The following is a 20986-nucleotide window of genomic DNA, read 5'->3' as shown; positions in this document are numbered from 1 at the left end:
TGCCACAGGCTAATTCGGCATAAGTAAGACTTACGCAAAAATCGCCCAAAAGCTTACAGCAGTTTTTAGGTATTTAGATCACAATTGAGATGAGGGGGATGAGGGAGATAAGGGAGTAGGGCGTGGTGTGGTTCAATTACTTGAAAAACGCTGTAATTTATCGAACCGCCAACTCTTGGAGAGGCTTCTGCCAACGCGCAGCGTCTCGTAGAGAAGAATTCGTAGAGTGTGCGTAAGTCCTATATTCAATAACTGGCTTACCGTTGACACCCAAGAACGACTCAAAGGGGTATAGGACTTACGCAAAACATAACGAAAGTAGTGGTAATTCATGAATTACCGCTACGGAATAATCAGGGCTATGCCCACCATATCTCGGTAATGGTGGGCATAGCCCACCCTACAGATAGTGAGATTTTTTTAGAAATCAAATCGGACTGCTATATATACAATTTCACTGAATGATAGATCGCCCAGCCGTAAAAACTTGTTGTGCCGTTAGTTGCAAGTTGGGAAAGATTGAGGAAATAAGTTGATCGTTGTTTTGATACAACTGTTTTTGATACTCATCCTCTATTAGTGTACAAATCGTCACCGTTGGCTGTTTGGGTTTGCCAATATATTCTCTGCCACCAATGCCCAGATAATCAACAATCCAATATTCAGGCACTCCTAACAAGGCATAATCTTCAGCTTTGCGGGCATAATCGTTCTGCCAGTTTGTGCTGACCACTTCAGCAATCAGTTTGATTGAGTTTCCTAATGTAATTACAGGTTCTTGTTGCCACAATGGTTCATTAATTAATTGAGTTTGGTCTAACACAATCACATCGGGACGAAAAGCTGTTTCTGTTCCTAATAGTTTAATTAAACAACGATGGGAGATAAAGTAGCTTAGATCATGACGATCAATTTCTACATTCAGTTTTCGCCCAATCAATGCAGATACTTGCTCGTGTGGCCCAGTTGGTTCTATTTCAATTAATTCACCATCAATTAATTCATAGCGATCGCACTCACTGTAGCAGCTAATAAATTCATCAACGGTTATAATTTTTGGGGCTGATTGAACCATTGTGATTATTCCTCATGATTTAGTACGAGCCAGTAAAGTTCTATCGTAGGGAACATTGCTCATTGGTGTCAACTTAAGCTCAAACCGTTGTCCCACAAGCGTTTTACCACACTCCGGCTTTGCTGACGCAAAACCTCCCCTTAGCAAGGGGAGGAGATTGAGGGATCTTTCAAGTCTGGTATTTTCCCCCTTGCTCCCTGCTAAGAGCTCCCCTGCTTCTTTTGACTGATTCTTGCTTCAGCGAGTAACTCTCTGGGGATTTTATTCAACATCTTTAATGCGGGTTTTCCGTTCTAGAATCTCCTTTAGCACCAAGGTTACTACTGCTAGCAACGCTAACAATACAGCCGCAGAGAAAGCCGCTTCAGTTTCGTATTGTTTGTAAGCATCTTCTACAAACAGTGGTAGGCTCTGGGTTTGGTCAGCAATGTTGCCAGATACCACCGAAACCGCGCCGAATTCACCCATTGCTCTGGCATTGGTCAAAATTAAACCGTAGAGTAAACCCCAACGGATGCTAGGTAGGGTGACGCGCAAAAATATCTGCCAATCTTTCGCACCGAGAGTTCTAGCAGCTTCTTCTTGATCCTTACCAAATTCTTCTAAAACCGGAATCACTTCCCGCGCCACAAAGGGCATACTCACGAAGGCTGTAGCTAGCACCATACCTGGAAAGGCAAAGATAACCTTGATATCATGGGCCAAAAGCCAAGGGCCAAACCACCCATTCCGGCCGTAAAGTAGCACAATCATTAATCCTGCAACTACGGGCGAAATTGAAAAGGGCAAGTCAATAATGCTCAAAACTACGGCGCGTCCAGGAAATTTATGACGAGCGATCGCCCAAGCTGCACATAAACCAAATACCGTATTTAAAGGTAGAGAAATCACAGCCAACAACAGCGTTAGCCAAGCTGCATGAAGAAAAGCTGGTCGCGTCAGGTTGGACAAAAACGGCCCAGCACCTTTGCTGAAGGCTTGGAAAAAAACGTTGATTGCCGGGATATATTGAACTAGGGCTAAATAGGCGATCGCTATCCCAATCAAAACTATTGGCACCCAACTCTTCTGCTCTTTCGGCTTGGCTGTATCTGATACAGATGTAGATGAGTGAAAACTTGGTTTATCTACTGTCATACCGCCTTGCCCATGCTTGTAAAAAATTAATTGCCAATAACAGTACCAACGAAATTGATAGTAAAACTATGCCAATTACTGTTGCACCAGAATAGTCGTACTGCTCTAGCCGTTGGAAAATCAGCACAGGTGCGATCAAATCTTGGAATGGTGTATTAGAAGAGATAATCACAGTCGAACCATACTCTCCAACTGCACGAGAGAAACCCAAGGCAATACCAGTCAAAATCGTGGGAAATAAAGGTGGCAAAATCACTTTCCAGAAGGTCTGCCATTGAGAAGCACCCAGACACCAGGAAGCTTCTTCAATCTCATGTTCCATTTCTTGAAGTACGGGTTGCACAGTTCTCACAATAAAAGGTAGTGAGATAAATATCATTGCTACCGCTACTCCCGTGCGGGTAAAAGATACCTTAATTCCCAGTGGTGCTAGTAGCGAACCTAGCCAGCCATTATCGCTGTAAACTGTTGCCAGGGTTAGCCCTGCTACCGCAGTTGGTAGTGCAAAGGGTAAATCTACTGTGGCATCAATCAAGCGCTTTAAGGGAAAGTCGTAGCGAACCAAGACCCAGGCAATCAAAGTACCAAAAATCCCATTGAGTAAGGCAGCAAATATTGCCGTCACAAAAGTGACATTATAGGTTGCCAATGCGATATCACTGGTTGCGATCGCCCAAAACCTAGATGGAGGTTCTGTACCTGCTTTCAGAAACATAGCAGCTATCGGGACAAACAACATCACCGTCAGGTATGCAATGGTGATTCGCCAAGTCCAAGGAACTCGCCCCAATCTCTTCCAGAATGGCGTTTTGCGTTCAACTTCCACAGAAGGAGATACAGTTGTCATAGTGAAAAATTCAAAATTTAAAATTCACAAGGAGCTTTTTGCTAGTGTTCGTAATTGCTAATTCGTAATTCCAGCACAGACCAACTACTTTTAATTCTGGAGAAAAGAAAGTTGTGAAGTCATAATTACGAATTACGAATTAAGAATTACGAATTATTTTTTGGCTTGAATCTTGTCAAACACGCCCCCATCTGCGAAGAACTTCTTATCAATTGCTTCCCAACCGCCCAAGTCTGCAACTGTACCCAGAGTTTTCAGCTTGGGAAATTTGTCTGTGACTTCCTTGGTTTGAGCTAAAGTCTCATCCACAGGACGGAATCCCAATTTGACAAACTCTTGCTGTGCTTCTGAGCTATAGAGGTATTTCACAAAACCTTCAGCAACTTCGCGGGTTCCGTGCTTATCGACGTTTTTATCTACCACAGCGATGGGATTGTCGATGGATATATTCACATCAGGAACGACATACTCAACCTTCTCGCCCTTTTGCTGTGCCAAAATAACTTCGTTTTCGTAGTTGATTAAGACATCTCCCTGCCCTTGCTTGGCAAATGTATCAGTAGCTTCCCGCGCATCTTTAGGCAAGATTGGCACATTTTTGTAAACTTTAGTCACAAATTCAGTAGCTTTAGCCTCATCGCCACCTGTTTTAATTACAGAATCCCATAGTGCTAAGAAATTCCACTTAGCACCGCCGGAAGTTTTGGGGTTAGCAGTAATCAATTTCACACCATCTTTGGCTAAATCTTGCCAGTTCTTGATGCCTTTAGGATTGCCGGAACGAGTGACTAATGCTGCAACAGATTTGGAAACAATACCATTGTTGGGAACTTCTTTCTCCCATCCTGGCTGAATCAATCCAGCCTTCTCAATCTTTGTGGTGTCTCCAGCTAGTGCCAAGTGAACAACATCTGCTTCCAAACCATCGATAACAGCACGAGTTTGGGAACCAGATCCGCCATAGCTTTGCTTGAAGACGACAGCTTGATTATGATCTTTCTTCCACTGTTCTACAAACTTAGGAATAATTGCTTCGTGAGCTGCTTTAGTAACTGCAAAGGAAACTAGAGTTAATTCAACATTATCTTTGCTTACAGCCACAGGACTGGCACTAGCAGCAGGGGTTTCAGAGGCAGAATTATTCCCAGTTCCTCCACCAGAGCAGGCGGCAAGGGCTACACTCAATACAGTACCTACCAAAAAGAGTGATACAAAGCCTTTGAGCGAATTTAGTCTGAACCGATACGTTCTATTGAACGCGTAGATGCGTTCGCCTTTGGCGTTGCCGTAGGCTAGCAGCTTGTCGTAAGACATCGCTTGTAATCTTTTCAGTGGGCGTTGCCACAAACTCATTCTCCTTCCTCCACTAAATCTACAAATAATTGATGGGAATACAGTTATATAGTGTTTATAATACTGGATGATTCCGTGTATCTAGTTGCAAACACCAAAAAACCTCACATTCTTTATCAAGAATATGGTGATTTTACCAGTTTTGTGAGGAATTACAAATACTTTTACTTTCAACTATCAAGTTGCGTAGGCGCAGCCCGCCATAGGCATCGCAATTCGATACCTATTACATCAAGCAACTTGCTATTTAATAGCTTATTTCCCCTTGCTCTCGTGCTCCAATGAAACAGTAGTCAGATACTTTATACCAGTTCTGTCTGAAACTGTACAAAATCAACCTTGGTAAGACAATAGGCTTGAGCAACTGGTTCTATACAAGCTCACAGATAATCGGTATTACATATTTTGAGTACGAGTTTTCCGAGTGGAAATAAAACTTTTTAGTATAAAAAATAGTTGAATTTTGAGAATTAATCTGATAATCTCTTTCTCAAGTTAAACAACGGTAATTAGACCGGATTACCGTTGTTTGCTCAAGCAACTACACAACATTCAGCTTCCATGACACATCTGCAAGCCAAAAAGTTACAAGTTTCCCGCCCAGGCAGACAGCTATTTCTGCAATTAAAGCTCACCTCAACTAAAACCTCTGCGTTATTATTAGCAACTGGCTTGAGCTTAAGTGTCCTTATTCCTGCTTATGCTGCGGGCAGCGCTAATAAAACTATTTCTGTTAACCAGAAGCCTCAATTGATTAGTCAAGGCGGTAAGACAGTTGAAATAACTCTAGCTTCCTACGCAGTCACCAAAGCTGCTTACCAGAAAATCATTCCTCAATTTGTAGCGAAATGGAAACGCGAAAAAGGTCAAAATGTAGCGATTCGGGAAAGCTATGGTGGTTCTGGCTCTCAAACCCGTGCAGTAATTGACGGGTTAGAAGCAGATGTTGTAGCTTTGGCGCTGGCTTTGGATACCAAAAAAATTGAAAAAGCCGGACTGATTCAACCAGGTTGGGAGAAGAAAGCACCAAATAACTCAATTGTGACTCACTCAGTAGTTGCCCTAGAAACGCGTGAAGGTAATCCGAAAAAGATCCAAACTTGGAGTGATTTAAGCAAACCAGGCGTCAAGGTGATTACAGCCAACCCCAAGACTTCAGGAGGTGCAAGGTGGAACTTCCTGGCTTTATGGGGTGCAATCACCAAAAATGGTGGAAGTGAAGCCCAAGCTCTTAACTATGTTACCCAAGTCTTTCGCAATGTCCCTGTGTTATATTACCTAAAGATGCGCGGGAATCAAGCGATGTCTTTTACAAAAAAGGTCAAGGGGATGTTCTGCTTAACTACGAAAACGAGATTATCTTAGCAGCACAACAAGGAAAAACTTCACCTTCTTATGTGGTTCCCCAGGTAAACATTTCTATAGATGCCCCAGTAGCAGTTGTGGATCAAAATGTTGATAAGCACCGCACCAGAGAGGTTTCGGAAGCTTTTGTCAAGTTTCTTTTTACTTCACAAGCTCAACGTGAGTTTGCCAAAGTTGGTTTTCGACCTGTTAATTCTGCTGTAACAAAAGAAGTACAGAATAAATTTCCCAAAATTTCTAAGCTTTATAACGTTCAGAGCTTGGGAGGCTGGGATACTGTTCAGAAGAAGTTTTTTGATGACGGCGCAATCTTCGACAAAATACAAAGTGGGCAACGCTAATATCGCCTTTCTGATCTAGATTTTTATTCAACAACTGTTCATAAGTGCAATTTTTATGAACAGCTTGTTAAGTATTTAGATTTTTGGTGAATATACAGCAAAATCAAATAAAGTCTTGAGTGCAAGAGCAATTACTGTGGTGAGAAATATACGCCGTAACCAGAAGTTGCTAAGTCTGAGGGCAACCTGCGATCCGACAATTCCACCAATGAACATAGTGATACTCAGAATAATACCTAGTTTGTAATCAACTATTCCCTGCGTAAAGAAAATAATAGTGGCAATCAGCGAAGAAAAAATGTTGATAAATTTTGTGTTTGCTACCGCCTGTACAAATGTCATCCGAAATAGGCTGACATAAGCTGCTGTGAGCATAGTGACATAGCCACCACTAAAGAAACCACCATAAACACCAAGCACAAAAGTTGCCACATATCCACCAATTTCTGCTATTGGTGATGGTTTCCCTATTCTTGAAACTATTCCAGCTTTCCGATTGGTGATTGAAAACACGGCAACCACAATCATCAGAATTGAGATAATTAGAGGCATTGATTTTGATGGTACAACTAAAACAAGTAATGCACCAATAATTGAGCCTAAAAGCGTTAGGGAAATCAGGATTGGCAAACGACTGCGGTCAATTGTTTTTTTACCAATAAAAGGTAATGTACCACCAACACTCATAAAGGTTAATGCCAACATATTAGTGGCAAGAGCAATACGCGGTTCAATACTCAATTGCAACATTACAGGGACGGTAATTAAAGAAGTACTTCCTGTAATGACACTTATGATACTTGTGAGAAAGAAAATTGCAATGAGGAGGAGTAATTGGATAGCATTCATCAGAGAATTTTATTTTTATGTTGTTAGCAATACATTTTTTGTAATGATGTTTGCAGTAAACAAAAATATCTGAAATTCTTGTTTAGCATAAGTTACAGCATTTTATTGGCTATCTTAATATAGATAGAGTTCAGTGTAAAGGTATAAATTTTATACCAAAAAAATCGGTATTTTATATAAGTTTGTAACAACTAAGTTGGAAAAAATTATATAAATTGGTAAATTACAAAAGTGATATACATCTGTAACAAAAAGATCCCCGACTTCTTCAAGAAGTCGAGGATCTGATCCTCTCACGAAAAAGCAAATTAATAGACTTGCTCTAACAGTCCTATTTATCTGGAAATAGCTATAAATTACTCAATATGAACACCATAAAAAATAAAACCCATCTAGAAATTATCTAAATGGGAGAAATCGACTAACTACTTATTATTAAGTGAATGCATATTTCAGGGGCAGTCCATCCTGAAAAACTAGTAATTCTCCCGGTTGGATTTTCGTCCATACTTCGTTGTCAGTCAGGGGTGTGGTAGCAATGACAGCAACGCGATCGCGTTCAGTAGTCACTTCCCGAAAATCTACGGTCATGTCTTGGTCAATTAAATGGGCAGCGGCAAAGGGCGCTTGGCGAATAATGTAGCTGAGATTAGTTGAGCAATAAGCAAAAAAGTATTCTCCATCTGATAATAAGTAATTAAATATACCCACTTTCGCAATTACAGCAGTAATTTCTTGCAGCACAGAGTACAGTTCCTTTATATCAGGCTTACCTTTCGGAAAGCGCGATCGCAATGTTTCTAGCATCATACAGAATGCTTTTTCACTATCGGTGTCACCTACGGCTTGATAAAAACCCAAATTTTCTGGATCAAAATTTGGCAAATTACCGTTGTGGGCAAACACCCAATACTGACCCCACAATTCTCTGCGGAAAGGATGGCAGTTGTGCAGGGCAATTTCACCCTGAGTAGCTTTGCGGATATGGGCTATGACATGGGTTGAGTGGATGGGATAACTCCGCACAAACTCCGCTACCGGAGAAGCAACAGAAGGTTGGGCATCTAAAAACATTCGACATCCCTTTCTTTCAAAGAAAGCAATACCCCAACCATCGCGATGGTCATCCGTTTTTCCTCCCCGTGCAGAAAACCCTTCAAAAGAAAAGCAAATATCCGTTGGAACATTGCAATTCATTCCGAGCAATTGGCACATTAGCTCTCAATTTTTGACTAAGGTCTCAAGATCAAGATACTTCACAATGCTGCATTGATTCTGGAGCGATCGCTTCAATCTGAGAATTTAAGGCTGAGATATTCCAAATGATCCCCAAAAGTGAAAAGCAGGGGAGCAAGGGAGCAGGGGAGCAGGGGAGAAAAACCACGCCACTTGCGGGTGAAGCTTCAACTAAGGGAGCAAGGGAGCAAGGGAGCTATCGCCTACAAGGGGCGAGGTTTTCAACCTTATTCTTTTCATAAAGAGTCTGCTTCTAGTTAGCAAGATGACACTATGCCAAAAGATGGTAGCGGCGGATATCTGGTGCAGTAGTCACTAAACCTTCAAGTTTAGCTGCTCCCGCTTGGAAATCAGGTGAATCTAGATGAGTATTCAGGGCTTCATGAGAAGTCCACTCCTCTACAAAAGTAAAGTCTGTTGGGTCGTCCTGGTTTTGCAAAAGTTCATACTTGATCGCACCTGGTTCCTGACGGCTTGGTTCAATCAATTCCAACAGTACAGCTTTTAGTTGTTCTACTTTGTTAGGCAAAGCAATAACACGGGCAGCTACGCGAATAGTTTGGTTTGTCATTTGTCATTTGTTATTTGTCATTTGTCATTTGTCATTGGTCATTTAAGTCAAGAGTTAGAAATTCTTTCGTTGCTCCTCTGTTCTTCTGCTGCTCTGGTATTAATATTTATTAAAACATCTGCTGTAAATATTGCTCATAGCCTAGTTGTTCTAGTTTTGCTTGCTTGGCAATTACAGATTCACATAAGGTTTGGCGATATTGTTGCACTTTTTCTAGCAATTCTGGTTGATGAGTTGCGAGGATTTGTACTGCTAAAAGTCCGGCATTTTTGGCATTACCGATCGCTACTGTTGCCACAGGAATACCACCAGGCATCTGTAAAATAGAATACAAAGAATCTACACCTTGTAAGTTCCGAGTGGGTACAGGAACACCGATCACAGGAAGGGGAGTTAAAGACGCTACCATTCCAGGTAGATGGGCAGCACCACCGGCACCTGCAATAATTACCTTAATACCGCGTTGATGTGCAAGTTGAGCATATTGTACCATGCGTTCTGGGGTACGGTGAGCTGAAACGATCGCCACTTCGCTCTCAACACCAAATTCTTTACAAACTGCGATCGCATCTTTCATAGTGGGCAAATCGGAATCGCTGCCCATGATAATACCAACTAGGGGAGTCATAATAATTCAAAATTCAAAATTTAAAATTCAAAATTATTTGAGCTAGCTTATGGAAGCTAGGTAATGCGGATCATCATCTCATCTATTGGCGTTGTTTGAATTGATTCATTGATGTTAGTTGCATCTAAAATCAGATTTAGCTATCTTCTCGTCAGTGTGATGACCCAAGCAACACAAAATCCTGTAGATATTATCAATGCTAGAGTACCTGGTTACAAAGATTTGCAGATGCTCTTGGTTAATCAAGAGGGCATAATTGAGCAAATCTTGCCAATGGGTACAGTAGAGAAGGACATCTGTGCATCCGTGATAGATGTTGCAGGTGACTGGATTTCATTGGGTGGCGTTGATTTGCAAATTAACGGTGCGTTGGGTTTGGCATTTCCTGATTTAACGGCTGAAAATGCTCATGTACTCCAGAAAATAACACAATTTTTGTGGGATGTCGGGGTAGATGGATTTTTACCGACACTTGTGACAACTTCAGTAGAAAAGATTCAGCGATCGCTAGCAGTCATTGCTAATTTTACTCCCCTCTCTCTCAACAAAGAGGGGTTGGGGGTAAGATCATCTGCCAAGATTCTCGGCGTACATCTAGAAGGCCCATTTTTGAATTACCAAAAGCGCGGCGCACACCCAGCAGAGTACTTGTTACCCTTAACAATTGACGAGGTAAAGCGGGTTTTGGGTGATTATGCCCATGTTGTAAAAGTCATCACCCTAGCGCCGGAGTTAGATCCCACAAACGAAGTAATTCCATATTTGCGTTCTTTAGGGATTACCGTTAGCTTAGGACATTCTCAGGCAACATCAGCCCAAGCGCAACTTGCTTTTGAACTCGGTACAACGATGGTAACTCATGCTTTCAATGCCATGCCACCATTGCATCACCGCGAACCAGGATTATTAGGCGCAGCAATTACCCATCCTGATGTCATGTGTGGTTTTATTGCTGATGGTGAACACGTTTCGCCCACGATGCTACAAATATTACTCCGCGCTAGTTATCAAGAAAAAGGGCTGTTCCTCGTTAGCGATGCTCTTTCACCTCTAGGGCTACCCGATGGCATCTATCCTTGGGACAGTCGGCAAATTGGAGTTCAAAACGGTACAGCACGACTAGCCGATGGCACTTTATCGGGGACGACTTTACCCTTATTAGTGGGAGTGCAGAATTTGGTAAAATGGGGGATTTGTGATGTAGAGACCGCTATTTTACTAGCTACAGATGCACCTAGACAAGCGATTGGTTTGCCTAGAATTGCCAAGAGTCAAGCCGCTAATTTATTGCGGTGGCATTGGGATGAAGCAACAAAAGAACTAGCTTGGCAGCGATTGTTGAGCAAATTTTGCATCCATTTATGATCTATTACGAACCTTGCAAAAGGTCATTAATTGAACTTACACTCTGTTTTATTTGTTCTGTCAGAGAAGTTCTTAATAAATCCAGATTTACTGTTGAAAAATTGAGTAGTCCTAAAGCATATAATAGGATCGAAATACCAATAATTAAAGCCAAAATTCTCCCAAAACAACCAGGATTGATTTCAATAAAAGCTAATTTAGATTGCCCGATGACAGCAATCGTTATAAAAACAATTCCTACTATTAAAAAGGTGCTGTTTGGAGTTAAATCTGTCATTTTTCGATTAAGATACCTCAGCACTTTTATTGTAGCTATTATTAGTTCAAATTTCTGCCCCTGCGATATGCAAAAACATAAAAATTTTGCAACTCAATATTCACCCCAACCTAATAAGGCTCTGGCTATTGCAGTATCGGTCTTGGAACTCATCGTGTGCTATGATTTACGAAGATATATATTTATTTTGAAACTCATTTAGCAGATAAATAGCGTTGATTGTCTCAATTGTGTATAAATTGTTCTATCTCACTCAGATATTCAAGGAAAAACCTAGATTCTGCAAGAAGCGAACTAACTGATGTGTCTCTAGCAGAAATTCAGATATCGTGAAGTTGCAGTTGATTTAAACTCAATTTTGCTTTTTACAATTTTGCTGAGACTATGCAGTGGTAAAACTTTCAGCATTAAAAAGCCAAAATGTCATCACTCGTGTACTAGACATTAATTTAGTTTATATATTAAACTACACTAAGACGATAGGAATAGTGGTTTTTTTATGGAAAGCGTCCAAAACGTTAGTCAAGAGTTGAATGTAACAAGAGACACAGGACTAGAGCAATTACAACAGTTTACACCAGTAGAGATCAAAAAAGACATTTTCAAAAAACTCAGAGGTGGATTTTTTCTAGTACTAGGATATTTATTATCACCATTATGTTGGTGGAATGACTTACTATTCAATTTGCCAATAGCTTATGGTTTGGGGTATGCATGTAGTTTACTTTCCCCAAAATTGCTTCTACCTTGTTCAATTATCGGATACTGGCTCTCTAATATTGTGGGAATTCTCTTGATGCAATTCGGTTCTAAGGACATTTTTCAAAAAGAGCCTCAAGAGCATAACCTCAAAAAAGAATTATTCACAGGTTTAATTTCTTCGACAGTTTATACCCTATTGATTATGCTGTTGATCCAGTTGAAGATTCTTGATTCTCCTATTTTATTCTTCAACAGTTAATTTAGTTTATCACTTTTCTACAAGGAATCGATAGTATGGGTGCATATCTATCCACCTATACTATATATATAGATATATAGGACTCATATTTGATTTTTGAAAAACACTCAGTACACCTTTATTCCTTCTTCCCAGTCCCCATTACCCCTTATCCCCAGAGGGGGCCCCACCATCCCCAGTCCCCAGTCCCCGGTCTCTACGAGTAATTCTCTGAATCAAATCGGATTGCTATAGCAGATATAGCAATAGATGGAGGAGTTACGACCAAAAAAACTGACTTATTCAAGAAATCTTGGTTCTAAGTCTTTGGATGGAGAGCAAATCAGCTAGCAAGAAGATCAATTTTCGTCAAATTTTAAAAATTCACTTAAATTCAACAATTTTGGAGGCTCCTTACTTACAATTAATGGCAACTTACCATTCCATTTTTCTATTGCTTGCCTTTGTAGAATTTCTGGAGTTAAACCATCACGTAATAATCTGTGTGCCTCAGCCTCTCCTTTGGCTAAATTAACTTTTGCCTCAGCCTCTTTTGTTGCTTTCAGTGCAATAAACTCTGCTCGTTTTGCTTCTTGTTCAGCAATCTGTTTTGCCTCCACCGCCTCACCAAATCGTTCTGAAAAATGCACATGGACTAGAGAAATATCATCAACAGTAACGTGATAGCTACCCAGTCGTGTGGACAATGCATTATCTACTCCACTTTTGACTTCTCCTCGTTTAGTAATAATTTCTTCAGCAGTATACTTTGCTATTACTGCTTTGAGTACTTCTTCAACGGCTGGGCTAATAATCCGAATAACTACATTTTGTTCATCTCCAATTTCCTGAAAAAGGGCATTTGCTTCCTGGGGAATAATATGCCAGTTGAGGGCTATATCGGCGAAAACATTTTGTAAATCTTTAGAAGAAGCCTCAGCAGAAATTTCCTGTTTTTGGACTCGAATACTCAACTTTTTCACAGTATTGACTACAGGAATAATTAAGTGAAGTCCTTCTCCTAATATCTGGTTTTGTACTTCGCCAAATTTCATTAATACACCACGTTCTCCTGCATTTACAATCACACAAGGGGTGAGAAAGAGAGTTATCAGGAACAAAAAAGCGGTCAGTTTACCGGCACTGTTGAAATTTGTAATTTTTATCATGTGTGTGAACCATGTATGCATCTTGTATAAAGACACATATTTAGGAGTTATAGGCTTCTTTCCGTCATGATTTTAGCTCGACTTTATCCAAAATTAAGAACATTTTTGACTTAATAGCAACTGCCCATTATTCAGCCGATAGACACCAGTAGATTCGATAATCGGATCGCCTTTCTTCCAGGGACGGAATGTAGTTTCGACACCTCATTAAGATCATGGCTGTAAAAGTAGAAGCGGTAGACACCAATTCTTAAAATTGTTGGCATACTTCAAGACTATACTAAAGCTATTTATTGTTTTTTATCTCAGATTATCCTTGCAGAAACGGAGCATCAGCGATGGTCATGCTGAGAGGAATGCTTGGATTTATCTAAGCCTACGCATACTACACATATACTTGAAAGCGCGTAGTTTACTGCCTTCGGCATCGCATTAAAGATGATCCAAAAATTGAGCATTTGTTGACAAAATCCTTTTTAGTAATCACAATGTAATTACAAAAAAGGATAAATATCCTCATGAGAACAGCAATTAGAACCCGTATTGTTAAAATCGGGAACTCTCAAGGTATCCGTATTCCAAAACTTCTGTTGGAACAAAGTGGTATTGGTGAAGAGGTAGAAATTGAAATTCAAGATTGTCACCTAATTGTCCGTGCTGCCTCTCAATCGCGTCAGGGGTGGGAGGAAGCATTTGCAACTATGGCGAAGCAACACAACGATACACTGTTCAATGATCCGATAACTACAGAGTGGGAGCATTTAGAGTGGGAGTGGTAGTCAATCGATTTGATGTGTTTTTGGTTAATCTCGACCCGACAATTGGCAGTGAGATTCAGAAGACAAGACCCTGTGTAGTAATTTCACCAGATGAGATGAACAAATATATTGCCACGGTTATTGTTGCTCCGATGACAACTAAAGGACAGTCTTATCCGACTCGTGTTGCTTGTCAATTTCAGGGCAAGGATGGGCAAATAGTTCTGGATCAAATTCGTACAGTTGACAAAAATCTATTAGTCAAAAAGCTATGTCAGATTGACTCTGACGAACAAAAAGCAGTTTTAGATACCTTAGCTGAAATGTTTGCTGAATAATATGCTTAATAATTCTATACACCTGATGGTTATGAGACTCCATCGCAATGGTTATACCAATTCTATATGAATTCGAATTATATAATATCTCTGGTTATCTTTAACATCTTGTTTCCACCAGGCTGTAGTTCGTATTCAACCTTTTGAATATCTATGTTATAACCCTTTGAAGTGTAATATTTAACTATTTCATCTAAATGTTGTGAATGTTTCCACATTAAAGTTAAAAGGGGAAATATTCGGACTTCTTTAGCAATACGCAACATCTCACCTACTGAATTTAGATGAAAATCGTAATCAAGATGGTCTGAATATAAAAATAATAAATGCGAACAAAGAGCTATATCAAATTCTTGATTATCATAAGCCAATTTTGGCAATTCACCGACTGTGTATCTGTTGCTATTTTTGCCAGTTTCATAATCAGACAGAAATTCTTGAATAACTTTGACTCTATTGTATCGCAAATCGTCTGGGGATTTATGATAGCTCCATACCCAATCATTCGATGTAGCCTTGACTTGGTTAATGATGTTATCTACAACTTCATTAAACCTTTGCAATATTTCATCACCGGAAAATTGGTACAGTGGATCAACAGAAATAACACTTTTACCCTGACGTGTCATTTCTGCATTAAAGCTTGCTGGCCCATCCCCAATCCCAATGATGCTTTTATTTAAATCTGCATTTGTTAAATTGAATATTTTTATATATTCATCCATTGACCTCCCAAAAGGAACTACTTTATCTAAAATCATTGCCATAGATTTACCTCGTAAATAGACTGATTAAAGAGGATAAGAGTAACTTAAAATGTTTTATTCACTGCGAAACCGCAATCATTCAGAAGCACGTCAAGTTCTTTTACAACTGTCAAGGGATTTCTACCTCTAAACACAGCAGCGATCGCAGCTTTGTAAGGATTTCTACCTGTTCTTTTTACAGCATTTATTGCAGCTTGATTTGATAATCCTCGGACACTAACTAGCCATGCCGCTAACACATGTCCAGTACGTCCAATTCCACCAGAACAGTGTACAACAACTTTCTCATTTTGTTTATCAGCTTCTATTAATAAAGGAAGTATTTTTTGTGTGAGGGTTTCTAAATCAGATAAATGGAAATCTCTAATTGGTGCCCAACAAACTAGCTTATTCCCAAATTCATCTTTATATATGTTTAGAAGATCGGAGTAAAAAGCTAGCTGTTGTTCATCAAGAAGACAGCAAACACCCTTGATATTTTGGCGCTTCATGAATTCTATCCAATCCTGAACATTCTTATCAGTGTATCCAGGTCGCGCAGCACCAAAGACTATTTGCTCTTTCTCCCACGCGGGGGCAAACTTGTACATATTTAACTGTCTAGAGTCAAGGTTCGTAAATCTCACCAATGGCAGAAAATAGCGATGGCTGCGCCAACGCTTTGGGCGAACGCAGTCTAAAAATCCCTTTACACCCAATACAAGCTAAAGTTACTAATCAAACACTTAATGCAATGCCTACGTAGGTATACCCCACTATCTTGTTGTCGGCTGAGACTGCGCTACATCAAACCTACCTGGAGAATAATAAGGTAGATCGAATGCTAAGAATAAAGTTTTTCAATAAATTTTATATTTTTGTGAATTGCTTTGCTGGCCATACGACCTCTAATGCTTATTTTTAGGACTTTTGCAGCTTACTTCGCTAACTCCAGTTGTTAGCTTGACTAATCAATGAGGTTAAGAGAAACTAACTAAATACTGATGTCTGTACTTATAATATTAATAAGTTTTGTAAAGATTATGAGATATATATGTTGAAACATGGAACATTAGTTAACAAATGGCAAGTTTGTATCTAAATATGTTCCTACGGCTATATTTGTAGCCTTCTGCTAAGGCAGTACAATTTAAGCGTACTTATCCTGGTTGGCCAAAAGAATGGAGACATTAGAGTTCATAATCTATCCAGACGGTCGGGTACAAGAGAAAGTCACTGGCATTGTGGGTGCTTCTTGCGCTGAGGTTACAGCAGCAATAGAGGCGCAGCTGGGGCAAGTACTTAAAAATGAGCCAACCTCAGAATACTTCGCCGCGAAGGTGCAGCAATCGAACGTGGCGAATACGCACACCACTTACAGCGATTGGTAAGTTTTCACAGTAGTTTAGTGTCATTTAATTCAAACCACCATGTCACACTTTAGCCAAATTAAGACTCAAATCCGTAACCTTGATTCTTTGAAAGATGCTTTGACTGAATTGGGCGTAGACTGGAAACCCGGCCCACGCGAAGTCCGTGGCTATCGCGGTCAAACCCATCCTGCGGAAGTTAGTATTGAGCAGGAAAATGGCTATGACATCGGTTTTAGATGGAATGGCAAAGAATATGAATTGGTGGCTGACTTGCAATATTGGCAGCAAAACCTTTCTGTAGATGGATTTTTGCGCCAAGTAACACAGCGCTATGCTTATCAAACAGTTGTGAAAGAAACCGCTCGTGTTGGTTTTCAAGTCTCTGAACAACAAAAAAATAAAGATGGTTCAATTCGCCTGGTAGTACAGCGCTGGAGTGCGTAATGTCTGATTTTCTGCCGTCGCCGGAAGAGCAAGAAGATAACCGTTCCGGTTTGGAACCAGAATTAGGGGGTTTTTTACGGGATGCCCCAGAACGTTCTGGTTTAGAACCGGAATTGGGTGGTGTACTACGCCAAAATGGTGTTTATGTTGATGAAATCACCTGTATTGGTTGCAAGCATTGCGCTCATGTTGCCCGTAACACTTTTTATATTGAACCAGATTACGGGCGATCGCGCGTGGTTCGGCAAGATGGGGACGCTGAGGAAATTATCCAAGAAGCAATTGACACTTGTCCGGTTGATTGCATTCATTGGGTTGATTACACTGAACTGAGAAAGTTAGAAGACGAGCGCAAATATCAGGTAATTCCTATAGTGGGTTATCCGGTGGAATATGCAGTTGCTGCTAGCGAATATCGGCGTAAAAAGCAAAAGTTAAAAAACAAAAAATCCCGTTATTAAGATAAAAACGTTAAATCAATATAATAAAGGACTGGTATATCCAGTCCTTTTGTTTTTGGTTATGTAGTTAATTTCTGATGCAGGGATAATTTGGAATTTGAAATTCCCTGTAAGGGTTAACTTGCTTCATTTGAAATTTAGAGGATCGTGTTGTGAAAGTAATTTTTCTACTTTTGCCTCGTCTAACCTAGCAGTTAATCTTCTAGTTTCATGCAAGTCTCTAGTAGTTTTTGCCAAAGTAAAAGTTGAGCCAACAGAGAAAGCCATACCCATACCCATAAAGCCTTTCACCCAGCCATTTACAGGTAAGTTTACAATGCCGAAGGTGGTCATAGAAATAGAAATCACAAAAGCTGCCCAAGTTTGAATAACCCAAGCTGCACTGTCTTTTTGGGTACCAATTGTTTGCATATTTCCTACCTTTGATATGATTTATTAAGATCAATTCTTGATTTGTAATTAAAAAGCGTAAGATTTCATCTGAGTTTCCAGACTTATATCTATAATTTAGTTTTGGAGAATTGATATTAAGAGTAATTATATTTATTGGTAGGTTTACTGGTATTAATAGTAAGACCAGTTTCATAACTGGACTTCAACAGGTAAGCTTAAGAGCAATTTTATAAGTAAAAACTGGCACAATATCTGTACCAGTTTTACAAGTGGCATTAAAAAGATAAGTTTACTTATTCATCTGGAAAAGTCTGTACCTTGCCATCAGGACTGAGAACAACTCGAATTCTGACATTTTGTCCACTTTTATTGGCGGAAACAAAAGGTTTACCAACTTCAGGCATCCCAGCGTTATCAACGAATTCTCTTGCTGCCTTATTAAGGGGAAAAATTCGTTCAATTGCGCCGTCAACACCAACTATCAAACTGTACTCTAATGTTTGTCCCAGTCCAGTAGGTGGTTGCCAACGCTTTGTTATGTATTCTCTAGCTTCTGCTATTTGAGGTGTGTCAAATAATGTGCCAGTAGCTACTTCTCTAGATGTGGGGTTTTTACCTGTGTCCCCTAATTGATCGATAAATGGATTATTAGCAGCAGTTCTAGAGGAGGGAAGTTGTGAAGTAGGTTTCTCTCCAACAGAAGATTGCTGTAAGGAGCGGATTCTTTCGTCTAGCTGTTGTGAGGTTAGTGGGGAGGGTTGGGTTGGGGTATTGACACGATTATTATTGGGTATGGTGTCAAGAGATGGAGGAAGGACTGGTGAGATATTAGTTGGTAAGCTACTGGCGTTAGAAGATAGTCTGGGTGGCAAATTCCGCAGTTGAGGGATAGCACCGGCTTGGGGACTTGACCCGGTTGGATTCTGTCCAGGATTTGGTAATATGGCAATTTCCTGGCCTGGCATTTTGCTGGATGGTGCAATCGCTCGATTACTAGGAAGGGTTGCAGTCGTCCCTTGAGGTATTGTCAATGTATTTGGTGGCGGTGGAGAGAAACTACTAGAACTAGGGGCTGTTAGAGGTGCTTGGGGTAAAATGGATGTGGAAAGTGGAGGGGTAGAACCTAGCAAATTATTTGATGGAGAGGTTAGCCCAGGTTCAGGCGTGGGAAAGTTTAGTGAGGATGAAGGTTCTAGAGCAGTCTTTACTGCTGAATCTGATGTTTTGGCTGTCTGCTGTTGCTTTTCTCTAATATTGTTAGCATATTGCCAAGTAACTGGTAAAAAACCTATACCTAATACTAAAACTGCGGCAACAGGTGCCCAAGCAGGGAACCTCAGAGTCGAACTCGTGCTGTTGAGAGTTGGAAGTGCCATGACATCAGTTGAGTATTCATCTAAAGCACTTGCCAAATCGAATAGTTGCAGCAAACTGAGTTGAATTACGGGGCCAGATGAATGGTTGGCAAGAGAACCGAGAAATAGGTTGTGAGTTAAATAGCTGCTTGGTTCTAGGTAGATATTTGCCCCTGGAATCTGGTCACTAAAGGCATTTAATGTTTTTGTTGAAGACTTTAATTCCGGCTCATCCAGTGCTGTGCTTGACTTTTGGGTACTGGAGAAACTGACCCAAAAGCTTTCTGGAGACTGTTGGAGGAATTGCTGTACATAGTTGGTGACAGCATCACATAAAGCTTCGAGTTGCTCGCGATCGCCCCGAATTGGAACTCTGTGTTCTTCTGGTAGTCGAGGATCGTCAAAACGTAGCTCAAAACTCAGATGTTTGAGGACAGTTTTCCCCATCCAACGAGACAGAGATGAGCTTTGCGCGAATACTTCTAGCGTGCAAGTCGGTGGTGTGTAGCAACGAATAACAGAATTTGATAGAGGCATGACAGGAACTGCGAAGAAGACTATATTGGGATTTTGCAAAAATTGAGCCAGTTGCTTGCAAAGAAAAGTTGGAACGGTGGATTTTTCCACTCAGAAATTTGTCAGGTTCCTTCCGTTATTCAAACTGGCGTGCAAGGAGGAAGCATTGCTGATAGTGCATTGCCAAGAGCTAATGACCATCAAAAAGGAATCCTTACCTAGCAAACTTTTCAAAACGAATTTTGGTTGAAGAATTTCAAATCTAAAATTTTGTTGAACGGTCTATAAGTGCTAGCCAGAGACGGCGATGCCCACCAGGAGCGCTGTAAAAAAGTAAATCTACAAGCAGTTTTAGGGCCAGGTTGGTTAGTAAATCCGTTGAGATTTGCTCGTCCTCTTCCATCCGCTCTTGGTAGGTGTTGCAAAAAGCATCAATATAGTCTCCAAGTAAAGCAGCCTGGTGAGGTTCCCGGTTATTTTCTGCCATTTGTTCTAACAGACCGACAGCACGGCGAATCAATTCCTGGTGCTGTTTGGCTAGATAGCAGATAATCAAAACAAGCGATCGCGCTTCTTCGACATCTAGCTTTTTTCGCCCTCCTTGACCTTTGCGTAGAGGATTTGATTGGCGCAATCGCCATAAAGCTACGCGGTCTGGCACTCTTGACTCTAAATTCAGATCGGTTGCCGCCGAAAGCATTGCCTCTGAACCAATCCCAGTTAAGGTTTCTAGCGCCAACAGCACCAAGTCTAATTGGGTTTTGATATTGTCCCATTGAACTGTGTTTGGGGCTGGAAGCTTGATTAAATCCTCCCACTGGGAATTTGGAGTGGCTGAGTTGGCGGCCGAGTGCATAACTTTTAGCATAGGTGATCGAGCTGATAGAGGATGTTGCTGTTACCCATTTTGAAACCAGACTCTTAAGAATCAAGCTTGGTTTCCCATAGCTACGAGCCAGAGGCTTCAGCTAGCTTTTTTATGTGGTAAACAGTAGGTATCTTTGTCCTACTCTAGAGGAAAATTTATTTTCGACAAAGTAAAAAATTATCAATTCTAATTAAGGTTTTCCCGACTTTCGCTGTTAACTCCGTATCAGAGTATAAATAAACTATTGTTTTAAATGCTAACCGCTAACGATCGCTAAGTAATTATGTAGAATACCTCCTAATTTGTTCGCAGTTTTAAATTTTGAAATTTCTTGATATTTATTACTTGGTCTTAATGTATACATAATTACTCTACAAATATTTTACCTGTTTGCTCAAGGTACTTTTTGCTGCTGGACATTATCCCAACTTAGTTTTAATTGTGCAGCCTGTTATTTCAGTATAGGCTGGGCAACATCAGGACGATTGACGCCTCCATGAATAAAACTGATGACAAACTTAAAAATTTGATAAAGTCAGCCTTTGAAGATGTTGGGCGATTGATTTATTCCAACTTAGTTG

The 20986-nt window shown here is 40.4% G+C and carries 23 protein-coding genes and 1 pseudogene; 9 read left to right on the top strand and 15 right to left on the bottom strand.

Annotated elements, in window-relative coordinates; all coding sequences use genetic code 11:
- Nucleotides 1-454 precede the first annotated feature (454 nt).
- From RMY63_RS00190 to RMY63_RS00175, 4 genes are all read right to left on the bottom strand, one after another.
- Nucleotides 455-1075 carry a Uma2 family endonuclease gene (locus tag RMY63_RS00190; RefSeq protein ID WP_322726752.1) on the bottom strand — a complete coding sequence of 207 codons (621 nt, stop codon included), beginning with the start codon at nt 1073-1075 and terminating at the stop codon, nt 455-457.
- Between the two features lie 261 nt (nt 1076-1336).
- Nucleotides 1337-2212, bottom strand: a complete 876-nt coding sequence (gene cysW, locus RMY63_RS00185) for a sulfate ABC transporter permease subunit CysW (protein ID WP_322726751.1) — start codon at nt 2210-2212, stop codon at nt 1337-1339.
- On the bottom strand, nt 2199-3059 hold the full coding sequence (cysT, locus tag RMY63_RS00180) for a sulfate ABC transporter permease subunit CysT (protein WP_322726750.1): 861 nt from the start codon (nt 3057-3059) through the stop codon (nt 2199-2201). Before cysT ends, cysW begins: the two co-directional genes overlap by 14 nt.
- Nucleotides 3060-3212: 153 nt before the next feature.
- Nucleotides 3213-4412, bottom strand: coding sequence for a sulfate ABC transporter substrate-binding protein (locus RMY63_RS00175; RefSeq protein ID WP_322726749.1), 1200 nt, complete (start codon nt 4410-4412; stop codon nt 3213-3215).
- 561 nt (nt 4413-4973) lie between these two features.
- On the opposite strand from RMY63_RS00175, the pseudogene RMY63_RS00170 reads away from it, so the two are divergent.
- A pseudogene (locus RMY63_RS00170) lies at nt 4974-6118 on the top strand (sulfate ABC transporter substrate-binding protein).
- Nucleotides 6119-6193: 75 nt separating this feature from the next.
- On the opposite strand, the gene RMY63_RS00165 reads toward RMY63_RS00170, so the two are convergent.
- The 4 genes from RMY63_RS00165 to purE all read right to left on the bottom strand — a co-directional run bounded on the left by RMY63_RS00165 (nt 6194) and on the right by purE (nt 9402).
- On the bottom strand, nt 6194-6967 hold the full coding sequence (locus tag RMY63_RS00165) for a sulfite exporter TauE/SafE family protein (RefSeq protein ID WP_322726748.1): 774 nt from the start codon (nt 6965-6967) through the stop codon (nt 6194-6196).
- Nucleotides 6968-7402: 435 nt separating this feature from the next.
- The gene (locus RMY63_RS00160; protein ID WP_322726747.1) at nt 7403-8182 is read right to left on the bottom strand and encodes a class II glutamine amidotransferase; all 780 of its coding nucleotides are present in this window, start codon (nt 8180-8182) and stop codon (nt 7403-7405) included.
- 292 nt (nt 8183-8474) lie between these two features.
- Nucleotides 8475-8774 (bottom strand): putative quinol monooxygenase, encoded by a 300-nt coding sequence (locus RMY63_RS00155; RefSeq protein WP_322726746.1) that lies wholly within the window; start codon nt 8772-8774, stop codon nt 8475-8477.
- A gap of 109 nt (nt 8775-8883) precedes the next feature.
- Complete coding sequence (purE, locus tag RMY63_RS00150; protein ID WP_322726745.1) at nt 8884-9402, bottom strand: 5-(carboxyamino)imidazole ribonucleotide mutase; 519 nt, start codon at nt 9400-9402, stop codon at nt 8884-8886.
- A gap of 159 nt (nt 9403-9561) precedes the next feature.
- Between purE and nagA the strand changes: the two genes are divergently transcribed.
- Complete coding sequence (nagA, locus tag RMY63_RS00145; protein WP_322727030.1) at nt 9562-10767, top strand: N-acetylglucosamine-6-phosphate deacetylase; 1206 nt, start codon at nt 9562-9564, stop codon at nt 10765-10767.
- Nucleotides 10768-10771: 4 nt separating this feature from the next.
- Here the strand turns inward: nagA and RMY63_RS00140 are convergent, their stop codons facing one another.
- Nucleotides 10772-11044, bottom strand: coding sequence for a hypothetical protein (locus tag RMY63_RS00140; RefSeq protein ID WP_322726744.1), 273 nt, complete (start codon nt 11042-11044; stop codon nt 10772-10774).
- A gap of 499 nt (nt 11045-11543) precedes the next feature.
- Between RMY63_RS00140 and RMY63_RS00135 the strand changes: the two genes are divergently transcribed.
- A complete protein-coding gene (locus RMY63_RS00135; protein ID WP_322726743.1) occupies nt 11544-12005 on the top strand; it encodes a hypothetical protein in 462 nt (153 codons plus the stop codon).
- A 338-nt stretch (nt 12006-12343) separates the two neighbouring features.
- Here the strand turns inward: RMY63_RS00135 and RMY63_RS00130 are convergent, their stop codons facing one another.
- On the bottom strand, nt 12344-13153 hold the full coding sequence (locus tag RMY63_RS00130) for a prohibitin family protein (protein WP_322726742.1): 810 nt from the start codon (nt 13151-13153) through the stop codon (nt 12344-12346).
- Between the two features lie 518 nt (nt 13154-13671).
- Here RMY63_RS00130 and RMY63_RS00125 point away from each other — a divergent pair.
- Both RMY63_RS00125 and RMY63_RS00120 read left to right on the top strand, forming a co-directional pair.
- Nucleotides 13672-13932, top strand: a complete 261-nt coding sequence (locus tag RMY63_RS00125) for an AbrB/MazE/SpoVT family DNA-binding domain-containing protein (RefSeq protein WP_322726741.1) — start codon at nt 13672-13674, stop codon at nt 13930-13932.
- Entirely contained in the window at nt 13926-14249 is a 324-nt protein-coding gene (locus RMY63_RS00120; RefSeq protein ID WP_322726740.1) for a type II toxin-antitoxin system PemK/MazF family toxin, read from the top strand. The genes RMY63_RS00125 and RMY63_RS00120 overlap by 7 nt, the downstream gene beginning before the upstream one ends.
- A gap of 77 nt (nt 14250-14326) precedes the next feature.
- Here RMY63_RS00120 and RMY63_RS00115 read toward each other — a convergent pair whose 3' ends face one another.
- Together RMY63_RS00115 and RMY63_RS00110 are read right to left on the bottom strand one after the other, a co-directional pair.
- On the bottom strand, nt 14327-15016 hold the full coding sequence (locus RMY63_RS00115) for an SAM-dependent methyltransferase (protein ID WP_322726739.1): 690 nt from the start codon (nt 15014-15016) through the stop codon (nt 14327-14329).
- Between the two features lie 44 nt (nt 15017-15060).
- Nucleotides 15061-15606 carry a protein-tyrosine phosphatase family protein gene (locus tag RMY63_RS00110; protein WP_322726738.1) on the bottom strand — a complete coding sequence of 182 codons (546 nt, stop codon included), beginning with the start codon at nt 15604-15606 and terminating at the stop codon, nt 15061-15063.
- Between the two features lie 570 nt (nt 15607-16176).
- Here RMY63_RS00110 and RMY63_RS00105 point away from each other — a divergent pair.
- Genes RMY63_RS00105 through RMY63_RS00095 form a run of 3 tightly spaced genes read left to right on the top strand, consistent with a single transcriptional unit; the run spans nt 16177 to nt 17273 of the window.
- Nucleotides 16177-16386: a DUF2997 domain-containing protein gene (locus RMY63_RS00105; protein ID WP_073643060.1), complete on the top strand. Its 210-nt coding sequence runs from the start codon at nt 16177-16179 to the stop codon at nt 16384-16386.
- Nucleotides 16387-16425: 39 nt separating this feature from the next.
- Nucleotides 16426-16812 (top strand): DUF1257 domain-containing protein, encoded by a 387-nt coding sequence (locus RMY63_RS00100; RefSeq protein WP_322726737.1) that lies wholly within the window; start codon nt 16426-16428, stop codon nt 16810-16812.
- Nucleotides 16812-17273: a ferredoxin gene (locus RMY63_RS00095; protein ID WP_322726736.1), complete on the top strand. Its 462-nt coding sequence runs from the start codon at nt 16812-16814 to the stop codon at nt 17271-17273. The genes RMY63_RS00100 and RMY63_RS00095 overlap by 1 nt, the downstream gene beginning before the upstream one ends.
- 126 nt (nt 17274-17399) lie before the next feature.
- Here the strand turns inward: RMY63_RS00095 and RMY63_RS00090 are convergent, their stop codons facing one another.
- Nucleotides 17400-17684: a YiaA/YiaB family inner membrane protein gene (locus tag RMY63_RS00090; RefSeq protein WP_094348435.1), complete on the bottom strand. Its 285-nt coding sequence runs from the start codon at nt 17682-17684 to the stop codon at nt 17400-17402.
- 275 nt (nt 17685-17959) lie between these two features.
- Nucleotides 17960-19558, bottom strand: coding sequence for a DUF4335 domain-containing protein (locus RMY63_RS00085; RefSeq protein WP_322726735.1), 1599 nt, complete (start codon nt 19556-19558; stop codon nt 17960-17962).
- A 42-nt stretch (nt 19559-19600) separates the two neighbouring features.
- Here RMY63_RS00085 and RMY63_RS00080 point away from each other — a divergent pair, with 42 nt between their 5' ends.
- On the top strand, nt 19601-19759 hold the full coding sequence (locus tag RMY63_RS00080) for a hypothetical protein (protein ID WP_322726734.1): 159 nt from the start codon (nt 19601-19603) through the stop codon (nt 19757-19759).
- A 40-nt stretch (nt 19760-19799) separates the two neighbouring features.
- On the opposite strand, the gene RMY63_RS00075 is transcribed toward RMY63_RS00080, so the two are convergent.
- A complete protein-coding gene (locus RMY63_RS00075) occupies nt 19800-20405 on the bottom strand; it encodes a DUF3038 domain-containing protein (protein ID WP_069069205.1) in 606 nt (201 codons plus the stop codon).
- Nucleotides 20406-20986 lie beyond the last annotated feature (581 nt).

The organism is Nostoc sp. ChiQUE01b (assembly GCF_034531255.1).
Taxonomy (GTDB): Bacteria; Cyanobacteriota; Cyanobacteriia; order Cyanobacteriales; family Nostocaceae; genus Nostoc.
Note: the sequence above shows the minus strand (reverse complement) of the source record. Positions and strands in the feature narration are given on the sequence as shown.

Coding starts and splice junctions, on each gene's coding strand:
- RMY63_RS00190 (WP_322726752.1), bottom strand. CDS start 1,075: ATGGTTCAATCAGCCCCAAAAATTATAACCGTTGATGAATTTATTAGC.
- cysW (WP_322726751.1), bottom strand. CDS start 2,212: ATGACAGTAGATAAACCAAGTTTTCACTCATCTACATCTGTATCAGAT.
- cysT (WP_322726750.1), bottom strand. CDS start 3,059: ATGACAACTGTATCTCCTTCTGTGGAAGTTGAACGCAAAACGCCATTC.
- RMY63_RS00175 (WP_322726749.1), bottom strand. CDS start 4,412: ATGAGTTTGTGGCAACGCCCACTGAAAAGATTACAAGCGATGTCTTAC.
- RMY63_RS00165 (WP_322726748.1), bottom strand. CDS start 6,967: ATGAATGCTATCCAATTACTCCTCCTCATTGCAATTTTCTTTCTCACA.
- RMY63_RS00160 (WP_322726747.1), bottom strand. CDS start 8,182: ATGTGCCAATTGCTCGGAATGAATTGCAATGTTCCAACGGATATTTGC.
- RMY63_RS00155 (WP_322726746.1), bottom strand. CDS start 8,774: ATGACAAACCAAACTATTCGCGTAGCTGCCCGTGTTATTGCTTTGCCT.
- purE (WP_322726745.1), bottom strand. CDS start 9,402: ATGACTCCCCTAGTTGGTATTATCATGGGCAGCGATTCCGATTTGCCC.
- nagA (WP_322727030.1), top strand. CDS start 9,562: ATGACCCAAGCAACACAAAATCCTGTAGATATTATCAATGCTAGAGTA.
- RMY63_RS00140 (WP_322726744.1), bottom strand. CDS start 11,044: ATGACAGATTTAACTCCAAACAGCACCTTTTTAATAGTAGGAATTGTT.
- RMY63_RS00135 (WP_322726743.1), top strand. CDS start 11,544: ATGGAAAGCGTCCAAAACGTTAGTCAAGAGTTGAATGTAACAAGAGAC.
- RMY63_RS00130 (WP_322726742.1), bottom strand. CDS start 13,153: ATGATAAAAATTACAAATTTCAACAGTGCCGGTAAACTGACCGCTTTT.
- RMY63_RS00125 (WP_322726741.1), top strand. CDS start 13,672: ATGAGAACAGCAATTAGAACCCGTATTGTTAAAATCGGGAACTCTCAA.
- RMY63_RS00115 (WP_322726739.1), bottom strand. CDS start 15,016: ATGGCAATGATTTTAGATAAAGTAGTTCCTTTTGGGAGGTCAATGGAT.
- RMY63_RS00110 (WP_322726738.1), bottom strand. CDS start 15,606: ATGTACAAGTTTGCCCCCGCGTGGGAGAAAGAGCAAATAGTCTTTGGT.
- RMY63_RS00105 (WP_073643060.1), top strand. CDS start 16,177: ATGGAGACATTAGAGTTCATAATCTATCCAGACGGTCGGGTACAAGAG.
- RMY63_RS00100 (WP_322726737.1), top strand. CDS start 16,426: ATGTCACACTTTAGCCAAATTAAGACTCAAATCCGTAACCTTGATTCT.
- RMY63_RS00095 (WP_322726736.1), top strand. CDS start 16,812: ATGTCTGATTTTCTGCCGTCGCCGGAAGAGCAAGAAGATAACCGTTCC.
- RMY63_RS00090 (WP_094348435.1), bottom strand. CDS start 17,684: ATGCAAACAATTGGTACCCAAAAAGACAGTGCAGCTTGGGTTATTCAA.
- RMY63_RS00085 (WP_322726735.1), bottom strand. CDS start 19,558: ATGCCTCTATCAAATTCTGTTATTCGTTGCTACACACCACCGACTTGC.
- RMY63_RS00075 (WP_069069205.1), bottom strand. CDS start 20,405: ATGCTAAAAGTTATGCACTCGGCCGCCAACTCAGCCACTCCAAATTCC.